The 19,434-nt window shown below is 41.8% G+C and carries 14 protein-coding genes; all 14 read right to left on the bottom strand.

The genetic code is table 11. The annotated features are described in order from the left end of the window. Window positions 1-2 precede the first annotated feature (2 nt). The gene (locus tag ACXAC4_RS08735; RefSeq protein WP_475160674.1) at window positions 3-2,819 is read right to left on the bottom strand and encodes a bifunctional aconitate hydratase 2/2-methylisocitrate dehydratase; all 2,817 of its coding nucleotides are present in this window, start codon (window positions 2,817-2,819) and stop codon (window positions 3-5) included. A 214-nt stretch (window positions 2,820-3,033) separates the two neighbouring features. Then, window positions 3,034-5,283, bottom strand: a complete 2,250-nt coding sequence (locus tag ACXAC4_RS08730) for an NAD(P)-binding protein (RefSeq protein WP_475160673.1) — start codon at window positions 5,281-5,283, stop codon at window positions 3,034-3,036. Between the two features lie 11 nt (window positions 5,284-5,294). Next, window positions 5,295-6,254, bottom strand: a complete 960-nt coding sequence (locus tag ACXAC4_RS08725) for an acetoacetate decarboxylase (RefSeq protein WP_138478687.1) — start codon at window positions 6,252-6,254, stop codon at window positions 5,295-5,297. A gap of 111 nt (window positions 6,255-6,365) precedes the next feature. Beyond that, complete coding sequence (locus ACXAC4_RS08720; RefSeq protein ID WP_475160670.1) at window positions 6,366-6,692, bottom strand: hypothetical protein; 327 nt, start codon at window positions 6,690-6,692, stop codon at window positions 6,366-6,368. A 9-nt stretch (window positions 6,693-6,701) separates the two neighbouring features. Then, a complete protein-coding gene (gene ppk2, locus ACXAC4_RS08715) occupies window positions 6,702-7,589 on the bottom strand; it encodes a polyphosphate kinase 2 (RefSeq protein ID WP_475160669.1) in 888 nt (295 codons plus the stop codon). A gap of 136 nt (window positions 7,590-7,725) precedes the next feature. Beyond that, complete coding sequence (locus tag ACXAC4_RS08710) at window positions 7,726-9,234, bottom strand: Calx-beta domain-containing protein (protein WP_475160667.1); 1,509 nt, start codon at window positions 9,232-9,234, stop codon at window positions 7,726-7,728. 163 nt (window positions 9,235-9,397) lie between these two features. After that, the gene (locus tag ACXAC4_RS08705) at window positions 9,398-9,598 is read right to left on the bottom strand and encodes a hypothetical protein (RefSeq protein WP_421962641.1); all 201 of its coding nucleotides are present in this window, start codon (window positions 9,596-9,598) and stop codon (window positions 9,398-9,400) included. Window positions 9,599-9,739: 141 nt separating this feature from the next. Continuing rightward, window positions 9,740-12,514, bottom strand: coding sequence for a M16 family metallopeptidase (locus ACXAC4_RS08700; RefSeq protein WP_475160666.1), 2,775 nt, complete (start codon window positions 12,512-12,514; stop codon window positions 9,740-9,742). 197 nt (window positions 12,515-12,711) lie between these two features. Further along, window positions 12,712-13,368 (bottom strand): CoA transferase subunit B, encoded by a 657-nt coding sequence (locus ACXAC4_RS08695; protein ID WP_390444501.1) that lies wholly within the window; start codon window positions 13,366-13,368, stop codon window positions 12,712-12,714. An 11-nt stretch (window positions 13,369-13,379) separates the two neighbouring features. Beyond that, complete coding sequence (locus tag ACXAC4_RS08690) at window positions 13,380-14,078, bottom strand: CoA transferase subunit A (RefSeq protein WP_058029874.1); 699 nt, start codon at window positions 14,076-14,078, stop codon at window positions 13,380-13,382. A 64-nt stretch (window positions 14,079-14,142) separates the two neighbouring features. Further along, the gene (locus ACXAC4_RS08685; RefSeq protein WP_475160662.1) at window positions 14,143-15,048 is read right to left on the bottom strand and encodes a hydroxymethylglutaryl-CoA lyase; all 906 of its coding nucleotides are present in this window, start codon (window positions 15,046-15,048) and stop codon (window positions 14,143-14,145) included. 1 nt (window position 15,049) lies between these two features. Next, complete coding sequence (locus ACXAC4_RS08680; protein WP_475160661.1) at window positions 15,050-17,014, bottom strand: acetyl/propionyl/methylcrotonyl-CoA carboxylase subunit alpha; 1,965 nt, start codon at window positions 17,012-17,014, stop codon at window positions 15,050-15,052. Window positions 17,015-17,024: 10 nt separating this feature from the next. Beyond that, on the bottom strand, window positions 17,025-17,807 hold the full coding sequence (locus tag ACXAC4_RS08675; RefSeq protein ID WP_475160659.1) for an enoyl-CoA hydratase-related protein: 783 nt from the start codon (window positions 17,805-17,807) through the stop codon (window positions 17,025-17,027). Between the two features lie 10 nt (window positions 17,808-17,817). Next, on the bottom strand, window positions 17,818-19,425 hold the full coding sequence (locus ACXAC4_RS08670) for a carboxyl transferase domain-containing protein (RefSeq protein ID WP_475160657.1): 1,608 nt from the start codon (window positions 19,423-19,425) through the stop codon (window positions 17,818-17,820). Window positions 19,426-19,434: the final 9 nt, after the last annotated feature.

Raw genomic sequence — 19,434 nt, 5'->3', positions numbered from 1 at the left:
TATTAAGCATCAACAACTTTTACTGGCACAGCTTGCTCAGAACCAAACTTAGTTGTTAGTTCTTCTTCAGCAGGAGTAAATGCTGTTAGGTCGATGCCCTCAACTGCCGCAGTATACTCTTCGATAGTGGGGAAGCGACCAAGTACGGTTGAAAGCACTACTAGTGGTGTTGAACCAAGTAGAGATTCACCTTTCTTCTCAGCTGTATCCGCTACAACACGACCTTGGAAAAGACGCGTTGATGTTGCGATCACAGTGTCACCAGGTTCAGCTTTTTCTTGGTTACCCATACAAAGGTTACAACCAGGGCGTTCTAGGTATAGGATGTTGTCGTACTTAGTACGTGCAGCCGTTTTAGGTTGCTCATCGTCAAACTGGAAGCCAGCGTACTTAGCTAGGATATCCCAATCGCCTTCAGCTTTAAGCTCATCAACGATGTTGTACGTTGGTGGCGCAACAACTAGCGGTGCTTTGAATTCAACAGAACCATTTAGTTTTTCAAGGTTACGTAGCATCTGAGCGATGATTTGCATGTCACCTTTGTGAACCATACAAGAACCAACGAAACCTAGGTCTACAGGCTTGTCATTGTAGAATGAAACAGGGCGAATAACGTCGTGCGTGTAACGCTTAGATACGTCTTCGTTGTTTACATCTGGGTCAGCAATCATTGGCTCAACGATTTCGTCAAGGTCAACAACAACTTCAGCGTAGTACTTAGCGTTGTCGTCTGGTGCTAGAGCTGGTTGCTCGCCAGATTGAACACCTGCAATACGCTCGTCAGCTAGGTCGATAAGGCCTTGTAGCGTCTTAGCTTCGTTTTCCATACCCTTGTTGATCATGATCTGGATACGGCTCTTAGCTAGCTCGATAGACTTAACAAGTGTTTCATTGTTTGAAATACAGATAGACGCTTTCGCTTTCATTTCTGCAGTCCAGTCAGTGAATGTGAACGCTTGGTCAGCCATTAGTGTACCAATGTGAACTTCAATGATACGACCTTGGAACACGTTCTCACCGCCAAATTGCTTAAGCATTTGCGCTTGAGTTGCGTGAACAACGTCACGGAAGTCCATGTGCTTAGCCATGTTGCCTTTGAAAGTTACTTTCACAGACTCTGGAATTGGCATTGCAGACTCACCCGTTGCTAGTGCTAGTGCAACAGTACCTGAGTCAGCACCGAACGCTACGCCTTTAGACATTCGCGTGTGCGAGTCACCACCGATGATGATTGCGCGGTCATCCACTGTAATATCGTTAAGTACTTTGTGGATTACGTCAGTCATTGAGTGATATACACCCTTAGGGTCACGTGCAGTGATAAGTCCAAACTTGTTCATGAATGCCATTAGCTTAGGAATGTTTGCTTGCGCTTTTTTATCCCATACAGAAGCAGTGTGACAACCAGATTGGTATGCACCGTCAACAAGAGGAGAAATTGTTGAAGCAGCCATCGCTTCAAGTTCCTGACAAGTCATAGGACCAGTTGTATCTTGAGAGCCAACGATGTTTACTTTAACACGTACGTTTGAACCAGCGTGTAATGGCGTTTCAGACTGAACACCGACTGCATTACGGTTAAAGATTTTCTCAACAGCTGTTAGACCTTGGCCTTCATGTGAGATTTCTTTAGATGGTGCGTATACTGCAGGTGCTGCAACACCTAGTGTTTCAGCTGCTAGTGTTTGAAGTTTCTTACCGAATACAACCGCGTAAGAACCGCCAGCTTTCATGAATTCAACTTTTTGTGGTGTGAACGCAGATGAGATGTCTGCTAGCTCTTCTTCGCCGTTGAATAGCTTTTTAGCTTTAGTATCGATAGTAAGCACAGTACCCGTTGCTACTGAGTATGCTTCTTCTAATACTGGGTCGCCGTTTTCATCAGTCACTGTGTTACCGTCAGCGTCTACTTTCTTAACCCAGTTTTTAAGGTCAAGGCCGATACCACCGGTTACATCAACCGTAGTAAGGAAGATAGGTGCAATACCGTTAGTACCCGCAACAACAGGTGCAATGTTGATGAATGGAACATATGGGCTTGCTTGCTCACCTGCCCAAAGTGCTACGTTGTTCACACCAGACATACGTGAAGAACCTACACCCATAGTACCTTTCTCTGCGATAAGCATTACTTTCGCATTAGGGTGCTTTTCTTTAAGTGCAACGATTTCTTGTTGTGCTTCAGGTGTGATCATGCACTGGCCGTGAAGTTCACGGTCAGCACGTGAGTGTGCTTGGTGACCAGGAGAAAGTAAGTCAGTTGAGATGTCACCTTCACCCGCAATGTAAGTTACTACTTCAATTTTTTCTGCAACGTCAGGCAACTTTGTGAAGAACTCAGCTTTTGCGTAGCTTTCTAAGATGTCTTTAGCAACGACATTGCCAGCTTTGAATGCGTCTTGTAGACGAGTTGTATCTGCATCGTATAAGAAAACTTGTGTTTTAAGTACGTCAGCAGCTTTTGAAGCGGTTGCGGCATCTTCACCTAGAGCAAGGTCTAGTAGTGCAGCGATTGATGGACCACCTTTCATGTGTGAAAGTAGTTCAAATGCAAAATCAGCTGTGATTTCAGCTACAGACTCTTCACCAAGAATGATCTCTTTTAAAAATTGTGCCTTAACACCTGCCGCAGAGGTAGTACCTGGCAATGTGTTGTAGATGAAGAAGTTTAAAGAATCTTCACGGTGCTCATTTGTTGTATCTTTAATTTGAGCAATGATTTCAGACAGAAGCTCTGCGTTGTCGATTGGTTTTGGGCTAAGTCCAAGTTCCGCTTTACGCGTTTGGATCTCTTCCATGTATTCTGTATACAAACTCATAGAAAACTCTCGGTGTTTTTTTACTTGATACGAAGTGAGCAACTTAGTGCTAAATTAAATTGCCCAACGAAAATGCTCATTAAAGCCGACTCATATTATAGCCGACTTTATGTATGATATTTTGAATCTATCAATTACTTGCACTGCGATTCTATCGCAAATACATAATAATTTACATCAATACCAAAAATAGTTGCTATAAATATAATTGATATCAAAGCGCGCCATCAGGCTCAAAACCATCTTCACCACTGATCTGCTCGGGTATACCGCAAATAGCTCTTGATGTTTGCATACCAGCCATTACAGCGGCTTCAACACATCCAGCATTAACGCCAGTTTTGATCCAGTCCCCCGTGATGAATAAATTGCTGAAAATAGTGCCATTAGTTGGCAATCGATATTGGCTACTATTTGTGACTGATAGCACATAGCGCTCAGAAGGATCGACGTTTACGCGCCAATATTGTTCATCAAAACGCGATTCTCCCTGTAGGTTATTTCCAGAGTAAAGAACGTCCCAATTAAATTCATCACCGTGATAGGCTTCAGGCCATAATGGTTGCATTTCTTTATTCAATTTTTCTAACGCGTTCTGTTTTACAATGGCTTTTTGCCGAGCAGGGAAGTCATGTGTATCTTTACTTGGGTAATCATCACACGTAAAGGCACTACAAAAATAAGCGATATTTTTGGGATGATTGTTTAGTGGCCAATCTTCTTTATCTAATAAGTTAGACATTGCAGCCCAGGTATCAAAAGGCTGAGAAAAACTACTTAGAATAGGACGCTCTTGGCTATCAGGAATGTATTTAAAACCAAGCTGCTCATCCGTTTTGTTCAACCACAATTGAAATGCTTGAGTAGCGACAGCCTTAACTTCAGTTGCTTGTTGCTTAAATTTATCGTCTAGTGCGATTAATTCAGGACATAAGTGCGCAATAGAAGCGACTGAAATACCAAAAATAACTTTGTCGAAATCTTGCCCTTGCTTTAGTGTCTTGGTAGGTAAAGTGTGTCCAAATTTCGCTTCATAGACTTGAGGCCAATCACTCCAGAATGATTCCAAATTAATATTTTTGTCTTGTAATAAATCAGCTTGCGCATCTTCAATTTGATCATAAAGTGGGTAGGAGGGCCAGCAGGGTAAACCTTTGACATCTACAAGTGGATCATAGCTATTTGACTTCAATGTAACTTGTTCAGTCATCACAATCTCACTAATGAGATTATCAGTTTGGCTATTGGTTGCGGGCTTTAAAGCTTCAACCTGGTGGAAAAATTGAAATTTTACACCGCGGTGTTTTAGTAATTCGTAAATAGGTGAAAATATTACATCACCCATGCCTGCTTGCATTTTCCACATAACGCCACCGTGGTAACAGAGCATAAGTCTTAGCATTGCTAAACTTGCAACGCCAGCTTCAACATCTCCTTTGTTAAAATCACCATCGACATAACCGAATACTAAATCGTAAAAACCGATTACAGGCGCTGATTCAACACTGTACTTTTCGTTAGCGCCATTCTTTTTAAGCCAATCTTTAAAATCGATATTGTTGATTGCACCAAAGCCTTTAGAGAAAACTTTATCTTTTATTAGTCCTGTCGCCATTGCGATGGCTAAATCAGCGCAGATATAAGCGCGTCTAATCGTTGGATTATCATCGAGTAATTCAATGGCCTCACTATTTAACCAGCGTTTCAATTTACGAACTATGTACCAAACAACAAGTCTGTCTTTTGGGTTTTGTAGATTTTTATCATTCGATCTGAGGGATAAAAGGTGTTTGAGCTGGGTGGCAAGGATCTTAGGCGAAGACCAAATTTCTTTCAGTTCATCATGCGCGGAGTCAAAAAAATCACTCACCTCGTCTTCAATGTCATCGAAGGCATCAGTTATTTCTGTAGCCAAGTGTCTTAATAAGTTTCTATCTCTAGGCTTTTTTGTTTGTAACTTAGTTACCTTGTTTGCCTGTTCTATTTCGTCTTCTAATGAGTCTATGAATTTATGAAGCCATGCAATAAGTACTTCGAGTAATTGCCAAAAATGCAGATCGAGAGTGCCATCAGCTGGGTTCCCTTCAATTGTTGGAAAGTCTACTGGCCAAGTTTCCCATTCATTTTCAATGAACTCTTGTAACACCACAAAACTATGTGGCTTAAATGCTTCTTGCCAGGTACTCAAGGGCATGTTGTCTGGCCTGTTTAATTTATTATATACAGTTTCAATAGCGCGAAATGAATTAACATAAGCGCCAAACCATACATGTAGACCATGCTCTTCGATTCTTTGTCCTAAATAGGGATTTCTGCCACTGGCGCCTTTACCACCTAAACGCCAACCTAGCTGGTAAACTGTAATGTCATATTTATCTTGCCAGTTTTCATCTTCTGTCAAGTAAACAGCTGATGTCATTGCGGCAACGCCGCCACCTAAAATAACGATTTTTTCCTTAGCCATAGTCAGCTCCTTTAGCTGTTATTTGAAACTATTTCATAAGCACCATCCTGGTCAAAATCCATGCAAACATAATAGGGGAGTAGGGCTTTTTGCTGCCCAATTTTAATGCCAAACATCTGATCAAACGGGAAAGCATCGAGTTTATTGATGTTGACGTGATACTCGTCTTTGAGCATCGCTATCTTATGGACTTTTCTTACAGTTGAAGGTGAGTGAACCACGGCACTGTATACCGAATTGTAGGCAAACCCGTCAGGAATTTGCTTAAACAGAATTTGATCCATTTGCGGGTTTTTAATCCCACTCATAAATTGCTTTATAAGTTCAGCGCTTATCTGGATTTCTTCTATGCTCGCATGAATAAGCTCTGCCACTTCTTGACCAACTTCTATGATCTCTTCAAATAGCGAATCACCGTCAGAGAAACGTTTAATGGTGAGCAATTCGTGCCAGTCCATTTTGGTAGTTGGGTTAAACGGCTGAAATGTTTCTAGGCTTAACGTAAAGTTGTCAGCTTGTTTATAGTCACTAGGCATAGAGTAGCGGCACAAATACTTGTTATAACCCCAAGTTTCGCGACCATTCACTAAGGCGTTAATATTATTTACGGTAATAAACGCCGGATACCAATAAATATGTAAAGCTTTCTTTGTGCTCTTATCTACCTTTGCAATAGGCAACCAAACAATAATATCTGTTTCTTGCATCCAACCGTATTGACTAAATGGTTCAACTTTTGAAGCGATGTTTTCAATATCAGTAAAAGTAAGTAAACAATATTGAGATAGCGGTTTAAAATACACATCATTGGTTGATACTGAATTTAAGGTCGAATCGACAAAATTGGTGATCGTGTCGTATTTGCCTTCAATAAAAAAACCGTACATTCTTGCATTGAGCATACGACAGGGTGGCTTTGCAATAGGGTTTCCTAAAAAGTGCTGGTAACTTCCAGAGTTATTCTCTGACATAGCAATTTCCTTCTTTGATAGCATGATTGTTATATCTGTTTTAGCAGAGGAAATTTGAATTATCGAGTAAGTGATAAGAAATAGCAGAGCTTTAACTCTGCTATTTATAAATTAGGCTGCTGATGTATCAGCTTTTTTGTTTTTAGCCATTTTCTTAGCCCGCTTGATGGCAGACTTTTTAGATGCTTTCTTTTGGGCAATTTTCATTACCTTGGCATCTTTAAGTTGCTTAGTTGCATATTTCAGTTTCTTAATGGCTTTTTCAGCGGCATTTTCTGCTTCTTTAGCTTGATCAACGGCAAGTTGTGCTTTATCTGAAGTGTCTTTTGCAATTGCCGATGTGCGCTCAACTTCTTGCTGGCTCAATTGTATTATTTTTTCCAGTTTAGTCAGTCTGTCTTCAAAAACAAGATCGGCATCTAATGTTAAATCTTCCATTGTGACTCCTTATTTACGTTCGAAAGAACTCGGCTCGCCGACAATCAGAGGGTCAACTTGATTAACGACGTCTTCATCTTTGCCTGGGTAATCTAAGCAGCTTAAGAAGTGTCTCATACAGTTAATACGACCACGCTTTTTGTCGTCAGAGCGGATCTGGGTCCATGGTGCATCTTTGGTATGCGTATGAAACATCATGGCATCTTTCGCTTCGCTGTAGTCATGCCATTTTGAAAGCGAGGCCATATCAACCGGACTGAGCTTCCATTGCTTCAGAGGGTCATTTTGGCGAGACTTAAAGCGTCTAAATTGTTCTTCACGGCTAACAGAAAACCAATATTTAAATAATTTAATACCGCTATTGACCAGCATGCGTTCGAGATCGGGTGTTTGGCGCATAAATTCAAGATATTCATTATCGTCACAAAAGCCCATGACTTTTTCTACACCTGCACGGTTATACCAAGAGCGGTCAAAAAGAATGATTTCACCTTTTGTAGGTAAGTGCTGAATATAACGTTGAAAATACCACTGATTACGCTCTCTGGCATTGGGCTTTTCAAGTGCGATGACATGCGCGCCACGGGGGTTTAGGTGTTCCATAAAGCGCTTAATTGTGCCACCTTTACCTGCCGCATCTCGGCCCTCGAAAAGCACAACAATACGTTGATTGGTTTGTTTTACCCAACCTTGCATTTTAAGAAGCTCAATTTGCAATTCATGTTTGTGCCTTTCGTAGTCTACGACATCCATCTTTGATGAATAGGGGTACTTACCATCAGCATTCCACTTCATTGGTGGGTTTTTTACATTCAGGTCAAATATCAACTCGCTGTTTGAGTCTTTAACATGATCAGACGGTGGGGTTGGAAATTGCTCTATATTATTTGATTGCACGGGCGCTTCCTTATCCAAAAAATTAAACCGATAACACCTTACTATAAAGCGCGCTTCAAGCAGTGTATTGATCTATGTCTAATTGAGCATAAAAGAAGCAATAAAAAAGGGAGCATAATGCTCCCTTGAAAACGGCTTAATTACAGCCTACTTGAATTTGTTCTGTCCAAACTCGTACTACGAAGTCATTATAATCGCCATCATTTTGATCTTCCCAGTACTGTTTTTGACCGTGCCATCTAAAGTTGTTGGTAAGTTTTGAAGCATTGCCGTTGAGTGCTAGCGCATAGTCAAAATGCGTTGATGAAGGCAACTGGTAACTGCCAGAGCCACCATATTCATCGAGTAGTTTGATAAATTGATTATTAACTTTTATGCCCCAATCATTGTTGTAGCCCGCGCTTTCACTTACAAATTGATAGTTTATTTTGGTATGTGGAACCGGAACGCATTCAGCATCATCGTTTAGGATCATTGCAGGTAGATTTGCACTGCCAGTACTATTCAGGCTTGCTGTAGCTTGTAAAGAAAAAGCTTTAGTCTCACTATATTCATCATTATCAATCGTTGGAATTTCAATAGTTGTATTTGTCTCACCAGCAGCAAAGCTGACTATCTGTGTTGGGAAAGTATAATCAGCGCTAGTGGCTGAGCCTTCAATTGCCGAAACCTCAACTTCAACGTCTTGATAATAGCTGTTAGAAAGGCTTACAGTGAAAGATAAGGTTTGGCCTTCAGTGACAGTATCTTCAATTGCTGATAATGAAACTACTGGTAGGGGATCTGTTTCACATAATGGGGTTGTATAACATGTTGTGGTTTCAAATGTATTAGTAGTGAGGTCGTTAAGCCTCACAGGGACCTCAGAAATAAAACATGTATTACCTGAATGCGGATTAAGTTTATAAATATCAGATTTGTTGGTGTGACCTAAGTCATTTATTTTAGTACGACTAATTATTAAGTTTCCTGCATGGTCTATAGTCGCACCCGTAACGGCTGTTAAGTTATGTTTTGCTAATTTTTGAACTGAATAGTCTGATTGGTTGATCTTATAAGACGTAGTACTTGTTACTAGTATCAATTCATCATTATAGAATGCTAAATCACCACGGTACTTACCACTAAGTACACCTAAATCTGCAAGCTTGGTGTACTCACCTGTTTGTGGGTTGATTTCATATAGTGCAGAAAAACTACTGCCGATAAGACGGTTATTCGCTTCGTCAAAGGCAAGAGATATAACGCCTTTTGTTCGACCGACCTCTGTGTGAGTTTGAGTTACGACATCAAAGTAGGCGAGTTTGGTATATTTGAAACGATCACCTGCAATAGGTAAGTGCTTTTTGTCAGCGCTTAATAGATTTAAATGACTAATGTCGACTTTATATGCTAATGCTCTTGGAGCAGAGACATAGTAAATTCTATTTTGTTGAGCATCGTATGCTAAGGCAGCAGAGCTAAACTCAGCGACAGAGTCAGCCTTTACGCTTTGAAGTTGATCATCAAGTTTAAATAAGATACCGGTTTCACCGCGACCAGCGTTGATACCGTATAGCTCACCTTTACATTCATTCGCTAATAATGAGAATGAAGTAGCAGAAATCGCAATCGCCAAAGACGATAACATGAAAGACTTATACATAGTGCAATCCTAAATACAGTTCCGTAACTATAGAAAACACAAAGTAATGACACATCAAATCCAAACTGATGTGGGTCTTAGTCCATAAAGGGAAGGCGCATCCATTATTATCTTTGCAGATGCGAGTATTATTGTCTTTTATTTAACACTTTTCAAATAAAAATTAGTTCTTTTGTATTTGTTTTTCAAAATTTGGTAAAAGTTCCTCAACAATCTTTTTTGCAGGAATGGTATAACGTGTGCCGTTAAACATAACTGAAGTGTGCTCGTTGATATCAGTGATCCCGGTTAAGGTCCAACCTTCACCGCGTTCATGACAGAAAACTTTAGTGGTAGGGGGGATAACTTTAAATGTTTGGCTCATACAACTCTCCAAAGTAAAAAGCCTATTTTATAGTAACTATCACAAATGCAAAATTGGCATATTAAAAAAACTAGAATTTTTACAAAAAAAAGCAGCATGGAAAACCACACTGCTTTGTTAACTTTAAATAATCAGCTTATATTAAAGGTAAGTGATGTCACCAATATTTAAGCTTTCTAGCTGAGACTTGATTTTGGCAACATCGCCAACAATAACCCAAGTTAGTTGATTCGGGTTGATTAAGCCTTTCGCTTCGTTGTGGATATCTTTAAGTTCAAGCGATTTTACTTTTTCGCCGTATTGCTCAAGGTATTCAATTGTACGACCTTTGCTGTACGCATCAGCCAGCGCATTACGAAGACTGCGTTTTTTCTCGTAACTTCCTGGGATCTTAGCAACCTTGTTAGACACTACTTTGTCTAGCTCAGATTCTTTTGCTAAATCAGACTTAATGTAACCGTTAAGCTCTTTCAAGATTTCTTGGATAGAATCTTTTGTTTTATCAGTCTGAACAGGAGCATAAACAATAAATGGAGATTGAGCTTGTGCATTCATAAGCATACTACGAGCACCGTATGACCAACCTTTGTCTTCACGTAGGTTCATATTGATACGTGATGTAAATGTACCACCTAAAATTGCGTTCATAACATCAAGTTTAATGTCTTGACCTGGTTTTAGGTTGTCGCGCGACTCGCCAAGCAGGCCTGCAATAATTAATGATTGCGGTGCCTCAGGCTTATCAAGTACAAAGATTTGCGCTTTTTCAGGCGCTGCAACTTGTTTGAATTGCTTTACAGGTTTTGCTGAATTAGGTGCTTTCCATTGGCCAAGTTGCGATTCAAGAGAAGCAGTTAAAGTATCTAGGTCAATATCACCAACCACAACCATACGTGCGTTATCAGGACGTAGCCATTTTCTTAAATGTGCTTCAATATCGGCTTTAGTGATTGCTTTAACATCTTCTTCAGTACCTGAACCTGTTAATGGTTGTGCGTATGGGTGGCCTTCACCATAAAGGAGTGGTGGAAGAATGCGGTAAGCATTTGTTTGCGGACGAGCTTGTTCTTGCTTAATGCCATCAAGCACTAATTTTCTTACACGCTCAATATCAGCGTCTTTTAATGCTGGGTTCTGTAAGATATCTGCGAACAGTGAAATACTCTTTTCCCAGTTAACAGAAAGTGTGCTTAAGGTCATAGATGAAGTATCTAAGCTTGCCCATGCACCTACTGACGCGCCAATCTTTTCTAGCTCAGCGGCTAATTGTAATGCATCTAAACTCGTTGTACCTTCATCTAGCATTGACATAGAGAAGTTAGCTAAACCAGATTTAGCCTCGATATCAGTCGCGAAACCAGAATCAAATTGTAAGCTAAGTTCAACAGTCGGTGTATCTGAACGCTTTGCTAAGACAACTTCAAGGCCATTACTTAGCGTTGTAGTTTGCACTTCTGGTAAATCTAGTTTTGGTAGTGAATCAACACTTGGTACCTTTGAACGATCAGCGCCTTTTTCGTTAGCTGAATACTTTTCAAAAGGATTAATTGTTAAGATAAACTCACCATCAGTAAGCCATTTTTCAGCTGCTTGTTGTACATCTGAAACAGTAGCATTAGCCTGAATTTCTTGTGATTTTTTATAAAAGCCAGGGTCATTATGATAGATAGAACCTGATGCTAAAACATCAGACTTACCACCAAAACCGCCTACACCTTCAACTCGCTTGATCCAACCAGAAGCATTTGCAAACTTAATGCGGTTTAGCTCTTCAGCGGTTGGACCTTCAGTGATTAAACGATTTAGTTCTTCATCAATGATGGCTTCAATCTCTGGTAGTTTGCTCTTATCTAACGCGTCAGCACCTAGAATAATCTGACCGGCTAGTACGCGCTGGAAGTTAAATGCAAATACACTAGATGCAAGTTGCTCTTGATAAACTAAGCGTTGGTAAAGACGACTGTTTTTGCCAGAAGCAAGTACGTCAGCAAAAAGAGAAAGGTATTCAGAGTCGGCAGTTCCAAGTTCGGCCGTGTTCCATACTTTTAGAACACGTGACGCAGGAACGCGGTCTTGCATCACCATACGCTTTTCGCCGCTACGCTTAGCAACCCATGCTTCCATCTGTGCAACAGGCTTACCTGGTTTAATGTCACCAAAGTACTTGTTTGCTTTTTCTTTTGCCGTTTCAACGTCAATGTCACCTGCAAGCACTAAAACAGCATTATTAGGGCCATAGTAGTCTTTAAACCATTGGTGTACGTCATCTAATGATGCAGCATTAAGGTCATCCATTGAACCAATTACTGTCCACGAATAAGGGTGACCTTTAGGGAAAGTATTAACTGTAATCGCTTCCCACATTTTACCGTAAGGTTGACCTTCACTTTGACGCTTTTCGTTTTGTACAACGCCACGTTGTTCGTCTAACTTTTCTTGTGTGATTGCGCCAAGCAGGTGACCCATACGGTCAGATTCCATCCACAGTGCCATATCTAGTGCGGTAGTTGGTACGTTTTGGAAATAGTTAGTACGGTCACTATTTGTTGTGCCGTTCATCTCAGTCGCGCCAGCTCTTTCAAACGGACCAAAATATTCATCATCATAGTTTTCTGAACCATTGAACATTAAGTGTTCAAATAGGTGAGCAAAACCAGACTTGCCTTCTGGCTCATGCTTTGAGCCAACGTTGTACCACACGTTAACAGCAACGATAGGGGCTTTTCGATCTGTATGAACAACAACTTTTAAACCATTGTCTAAAGTAAAAGTATCGTAAGCAATATCGATACTTGGTAAGGCTTGTGTTGAACTTGCGACGGCTGAATTTTGAGAAGAAGAGTTGGTTGTTGAGTTACAACCTGTCAAGGCAAGGCTTACAGCTAAAGCCAACGCCGATAACGCAGTTTTTTTCATTTTTATACGTCCATAATGTTTGTATGTTTTAGGTACATAGTTTAACACTTAAATTGAAACAAATAATTTAAGTTTGTAACTAAATGTAGCAAGTTATAGACGAAAAAAAACCCCTCGTTTGAGGGGTTTTGGGTAACTCAGTGCATTAGCACTGGGAATGAGGTCGGTACATTAGTGTTGTTATTGTCGACACTGAATCAGAACTGCATTTCAGGGATGTCGCCATCTACGATTAGCTTACCCGCTGTTTTGCTTATAATTTCATCAACAGTAACACCCGGCGCGCGTTCTAGCAAATAAAATGCGCCATCTTTAACTTCTAATACGGCAAGGTCAGTTACGATTTTTTTAACGCAATTAACACCAGTTAAAGGTAGCGAGCATTTCTCTAATAATTTAGAGTCGCCATGTTTACTAGCATGGGTCATAGTAACGATGATGTTTTGTGCGCCGGCAACTAAATCCATCGCGCCACCCATGCCTTTGATTAATTTTTTCGGGATCATCCAAGAAGCGATATTACCTTCTTGGTCAACTTCAAATGCACCTAGAACCGTTAAGTCTACATGACCACCACGGATCATGGCAAAGCTTTCTGCACTATTAAAAATAGCGGCACCTGTCGCAGCTGTCACGGTTTCTTTACCCGCGTTGATCATATCTGCATCAACTTGGTCTTCAGTTGGGTATGGACCCATACCTAATAAGCCATTTTCTGACTGCAGCATAACTTCAATGCCGTCAGGTACATAGTTAGCCACTAGGGTAGGAATACCAATACCTAAATTTACGTAATAACCGTCTTGAAGTTCTTGCGCAACACGCATTGCAACTTGTTCACGAGATAAAGCCATAGTTATGCTCCTTACTTACTGGTTGTAACGCGTTCGATGCGTTTTTCAAAGTCGCCTTTGATAACACGGTTTACATAAATGCCTGGAGTATGAATTTGACTTGGTTCAAGTTCACCAGGCTCGACGATTTCTTCAACTTCAGCAACGGTAATTTTGCCTGCAGTTGCAGCCATAGGATTGAAGTTCATTGCTGTATGGCGGAACACAAGGTTACCGTAACGGTCTGCTTTCCATGCTTTTACAATAGCAAATTCACCAGTGATTGATTCTTCAAGAATATAAGGGCGGCCGTTGAACTCTTTAACTTCTTTACCTTCAGCAATCGGTGTACCGTAACCTGTTGCAGTATAGAAACCAGGAATACCTGCACCACCGGCACGCATTTTTTCAGCCAAAGTCCCTTGTGGTGTTAACTCAACGTCGATGATGCCGTCTAATAATTGCTGTTCGAAAAGGGCGTTTTCACCAACATAAGAGGCGATGATTTTTTTGATCTGACGGTCTTGTAATAAAATACCTAAACCAAAGTCATCAACACCACAGTTGTTAGATACAACAGTCAGCTCTTTGGTTTGTAGACGTTTAATTTCTGCAATTAAACCTTCAGGGATCCCACATAAACCAAAACCACCGGCGATGATGGTATCACCATCTTTTAAACCCGCCATTGCTTCGGCGTAGCTATTCACTACTTTATCAAAACCGGCCATAAGACCACTCCTAACTTTTGTTTGTCAAAAGAGCGCAAGCATCATGCTCACGCCACTATCATTGTTATTGTTCGCACTTCGCACGTAATGCTAAAGAAACTTTGCTGGCAGGGGGCTTATTTAAGGCATCACAGATAGCCCAACCTGCTTTGGCAAGCCTTTCTAAATCAATTTGGGTACTTATGCCAAGCCCTTCAAGTAAGTAAATTACATCTTCAGTGGCAACATTTCCTGACGCACCTTGTGCATAAGGACAACCACCCAGGCCAGCAACGGCACTGTCTATGGTACTAATGCCCATTTCTAGTGCCGTGTGGATATTAGCGATAGCTTGGCCGTAGGTATCGTGAAAGTGCACAGCCAGCTTGTCTAAAGGCAGTTCTTTAGTAAGCAAATCAAGTAGCTTTTTCACTTTACCTGGTGTACCAACGCCTATGGTGTCGCCTAAGCTTATCTCGTAACAGCCAAGAGCCAACAATTGTTTACACACATCAAGCACGGCTTCGGGATGTACATCGCCTTGGTAAGGGCAGCCAACTACACAACTTACATAGCCACGCACTTTAACGTTATGCTGCTGAGCTAACTCAACCACAGGTTTAAAGCGCTCAATACTTTCTTCAATAGAACAATTAATGTTCTTTTGAGTAAACGCTTCGCTGGCCGCGGTAAAAATAGCGAACTCTTTAATGCCACATTCAAGAGCGGCTTCTGCGCCTTTTAAATTAGGCGTGAGCGCTGAAAGCTGCACGTTTTCGCCAACAGATAAACCTTTTATTACTTCAGCCGAGTCCGCCATTTGTGGCACCCACTTAGGCGATACAAACGCACCAGCTTCAAGATGAACCATACCTGCTTCAGATAATCCATTTAACAGGGCTATCTTTTGCTCAGTGGTCACCTTACTTTCATTTTGTAAGCCATCACGGGCACCCACTTCTACGATTTTGACCTGAGTTGGATACGCCATGTTATGCCTCCGCAGCTTCAACAATGGCAAGTAAGGCACCGTGGCTTACTAATTCGCCTTCAGCAAAGCAATAACTGGTTAGTGTGCCTGCAAATGGGGCGTTAAGCGTATACTCCATCTTCATGGCTTCAATAACAACGACTGCATCACCTTTAGCGACATCAGCACCCACTTCAACTAGGTGTTTAACAACCGTACCGTTTAGCGGCGCTGCTAATGGTGCTTCTTCGTGCTCATGTTGGCTAATATAGTGTTTAGAGCGTAAATCAAAGGTGCGAACAAAGGCACTAAACATTACCGTCACTTGCTCGTCATTGACCAATACACTTGCTTTATATATGCGTCCATCAAGATTGATGGTTAACGATTCACCGTTAAGAGTTACTGAAATTGTGTGTTCGTTACCATCAACCGTTAATTTAAAGCCATTGTTTTGAACAAGAGCTTTAATGTTTAAACCATCAAATGGCACAACGACACCAGCAGCTTGGTTTAGTTTAAAACCTAGGGCACTTTGCCAAGGTGATCTAGCGGTAGAAAAGTTCGCTTTATTTTGTTTGTTTGCTAAATAAGCCGCTGCTGCAATCACTGAGATCATTTCTTCAGGCGCATGCTCAACAGTTAATACATCAGTTTGTGTATCAATAAAGTGAGTATCTGGCGCACCAGCTACAAAAGTATCGTGTCCCGATAGGTGATGTAAGAAAGCAATGTTCGATTTGACACCCGATAAGTGCACTTCTTCTAATGCGTGGTGCAGTTTCAATAAGGCAGTTTTACGATCCGCAGCATGTACAATTAACTTGGCAATCATAGGGTCGTAGAACGGGCTGATCTCAGCACCTGATTTAACGCCTGTATCAACACGTACACCTTGGTTTTCAGCAGGGAAAGATAAGTGTGTTAGCGTGCCTGAGTATGGCATAAAGTTTTCAGTTGGATCTTCGGCGTAAATACGCGCTTCAAAACTATGACCCGATAAAGTCACTTGCTCTTGTTTAAGAGGCAGCACTTCACCACTTGCGACACGAATTTGCCATTCAACAAGGTCAAGCCCTGTGACCATTTCTGTAACTGGGTGCTCTACTTGCAGACGCGTGTTCATTTCCATAAAGAAGAATTCGTCACCGCACAGTAGAAACTCAACCGTACCTGCACCGCGATAGTTAATTGCTTGAGCACAACGTACCGCTGCTTCACCCATCTCTCGACGAAGATTGTCTGATAAACCCGGGGCAGGGGCTTCTTCAATGACTTTTTGGTGACGGCGTTGTAAAGAGCAATCTCGGTCACCTAAATAAACACAGTTACCATGCGTATCTGCAAATACTTGTACTTCAACGTGACGCGGTGTATCCACGTAGCGTTCAAGTAGAACTAGGTCGTTACCGAATCCTGCAAGTGCTTCACGTTTTGCGCCTTCTAACGCGCTCACAAACTCTGAAGCTTCACGTACAACACGCATGCCTTTACCACCACCGCCAAATGCAGCTTTGATAAGTACCGGATAGCCAATTTTTTCGGCTTCTGCTGTTAAAAAGTCGACATCTTGGTTTTGACCATAGTAACCAGGCACAAGCGGTACATTCGCTTCAGCCATGATCTCTTTAGCACGAGTTTTTGAACCCATCGCTTCAATGGAGCTTGCCAGTGGTCCTAAAAAAGCAATACCTGAGTCTTCACACTTTTGAGCAAAAACATCGTTTTCAGATAAAAAGCCGTAGCCCGGGTGAATACAATCAGCACCAGCTAGTTTTGCTACTTCTAGAACTCTATCAGCAACTAGGTAAGAATCTTTACTTGGTGCAGGGCCTATATGGTAGGCTTCATCAGCCTGTTTAACGTGCAGGGCATTGGCATCTGCATCGGAATAAACGGCAACAGTACGCAAACCTAAGCGTTTAGCTGTTTTCATAACGCGGCAGGCAATTTCACCACGGTTCGCAATTAGAATTTTCTTTAACATAGTAATGACCTTATTGCTTTGCGGCGGTTTGCCAATTTGGCGCACGTTTATCGAAAAATGCAGTTAAGCCTTCTTGGCCTTCTTCACTTACTCTGATTTCAGCAATACGTTTTGCCGTATGAAGGATCAGCTCTGCATCAATGTCTTGATTTGCCACTTCATTAATTAATGACTTTGCTGATTTAACAGCTGCAGGGCCGTTGTTCAGTAATAGTTCAACAAACTGGTCTTGTGCAGCAGTTAGGTCATCATTAATCTCATGGATTAAGCCCATATCCAGCGCTTTTTCAGCCATAAACACTTCGGCCGTTAAAAAGTAGCGACGGGCTTGGCGCTCACCGATGGCTTTAATGACATACGGGCTAATAACTGCAGGAATAAGACCTAACTTAACTTCACTTAAACAGAATTTAGCGTTGCTAGTCGCAACTGCGATGTCGCAACAGGCGATTAAACCCAGTGCACCACCAAATGCGGCACCTTGCACTAAGCACAGAGTTGGGTGAGGGCTGGTAGCCAGCACATGCATTAACTTAGCAAGTTGCTCAGAATCTGCGACGTTTTCATCGTAATTATTACCCGCCATTGATTTCATCCAACCAAGGTCGGCACCTGCAGAGAAGTGTTTACCTTCGGTTTTTAAAACCAAAGCACGGATATCAAGACCATTGGCATGCTCAATACATTGGATCAACTCGTTGATCACCTGCGAGTCAAAGGCGTTATGTTTTTCAGGGCGACTTAGTTCTAAAATCGCCACTTTTGTTTTTGTTATATTTAAAGTGACCGACATAGTGCGCTCCTTACATTCTGAAAATGCCAAACTTAGATTCTTGCTTAGGCGCATTAGCAGCGGCTTCAAGGGCAAGACCTAAAACAGTACGAGTGTCAGCAGGGTCAATGATGCCGTCATCCCACAAACGGGCGCTTGCGTAGTAAGGGTGACCTTGCTCTTCATATTGCGCAACAATTGGCTTTTTGAACTCAGCAACTTCTTCGTCAGTCATACTTAAACCTTTACGTGCAAGACCATCTTGACGCACTTGCGTAAGTACACCAGCTGCTTGTTCGCCGCCCATCACTGAAATTCGCGCGTTTGGCCACATCCACATCATGGTAGGCTCGTAAGCGCGACCACACATACCATAGTTACCCGCGCCGTATGAGCCACCAATCAATACCGTAAACTTTGGTACGTCAGCACAAGATACAGCAGTTACCATTTTGGCACCGTGTTTGGCGATACCTTCGGCTTCGTATTTTTGACCCACCATAAAACCGGTGATGTTTTGTAAAAACAACAAAGGAATATCACGCTGAGCACATAATTGAATGAAGTGAGCGCCTTTTTGTGCCGACTCGGAGAATAAGATACCGTTGTTGGCAACAATCCCTACTGGGTGACCGTAGATTTCAGCAAAGCCAGTAACAAGGGTTTCACCAAAGAAGCGCTTGAATTCGTCAAATTGAGAATCATCAACAATACGTGCAATTACTTCACGAACATCAAATGGTTTTTTCAGATCCGTACCGACAATGCCATACACTTCACGAATATCGTAACGTGGTGGTTTTACGTCTTTTAGTATTGGCGCAGTAGGGCGTTGATGGTTTAAACGGGCAACACATTGACGGGCAATCGATAGGGCATGTTCGTCGTTTTCTGCATAGTGATCGGCAACACCAGATGTTTTACAGTGCACATCTGCACCGCCTAAATCTTCGGCTGAGACTTCTTCACCTGTTGCAGCTTTTACCAGTGGCGGGCCAGCTAAGAAAATCGTGCCTTGCTCTTTTACGATGATACTTTCATCAGCCATTGCTGGAACATACGCACCACCTGCGGTACATAAACCCATTACTACGGCAATTTGCGGAATGCCTTTGGCTGACATGCGTGCTTGGTTATAGAAAATACGGCCGAAATGCAATTTGTCAGGGAATACTTCGTCTTGTTCAGGTAAGTTTGCGCCGCCCGAATCAACTAAATAAATACAAGGTAAATGACAACGCTCTGCAATTTCCTGTGCGCGTAAATGTTTTTTAACAGTCAGAGGGAAGTAAGTGCCGCCTTTTACGGTTGCATCGTTACCGACAATCATACATTCAACGCCTTGAACTCGGCCGATACCAGCAACTACACCTGCACAAGGTATATCTTGCTCGTAAACGCCAAACGCAGCAAATTGAGAGATTTCTAGAAAAGGAGAGCCTTCATCAAGAAGGGTATTGATACGGTCACGAACAAACATTTTTCCGCGACTTTCATGACGAGCGATAAGTGCTTCACCACCGCCTTGTGCAAGTTGAGCAACTTTGTCGTTTAAATCTGCAACCAGTGAAGCCATAGCTTCACTGTTTGTTTTAAACTGACTGTCATGCACATTAATAGATGAGTTTAAAACAGTCATGGTGAGTCC

The sequence above is a fragment of the Pseudoalteromonas sp. AWM4_233 genome, from assembly GCF_056158285.1.
The sequence above is the reverse complement of the archived record's forward strand: the minus strand, read 5'-3'. Positions and strand labels throughout refer to the sequence as shown.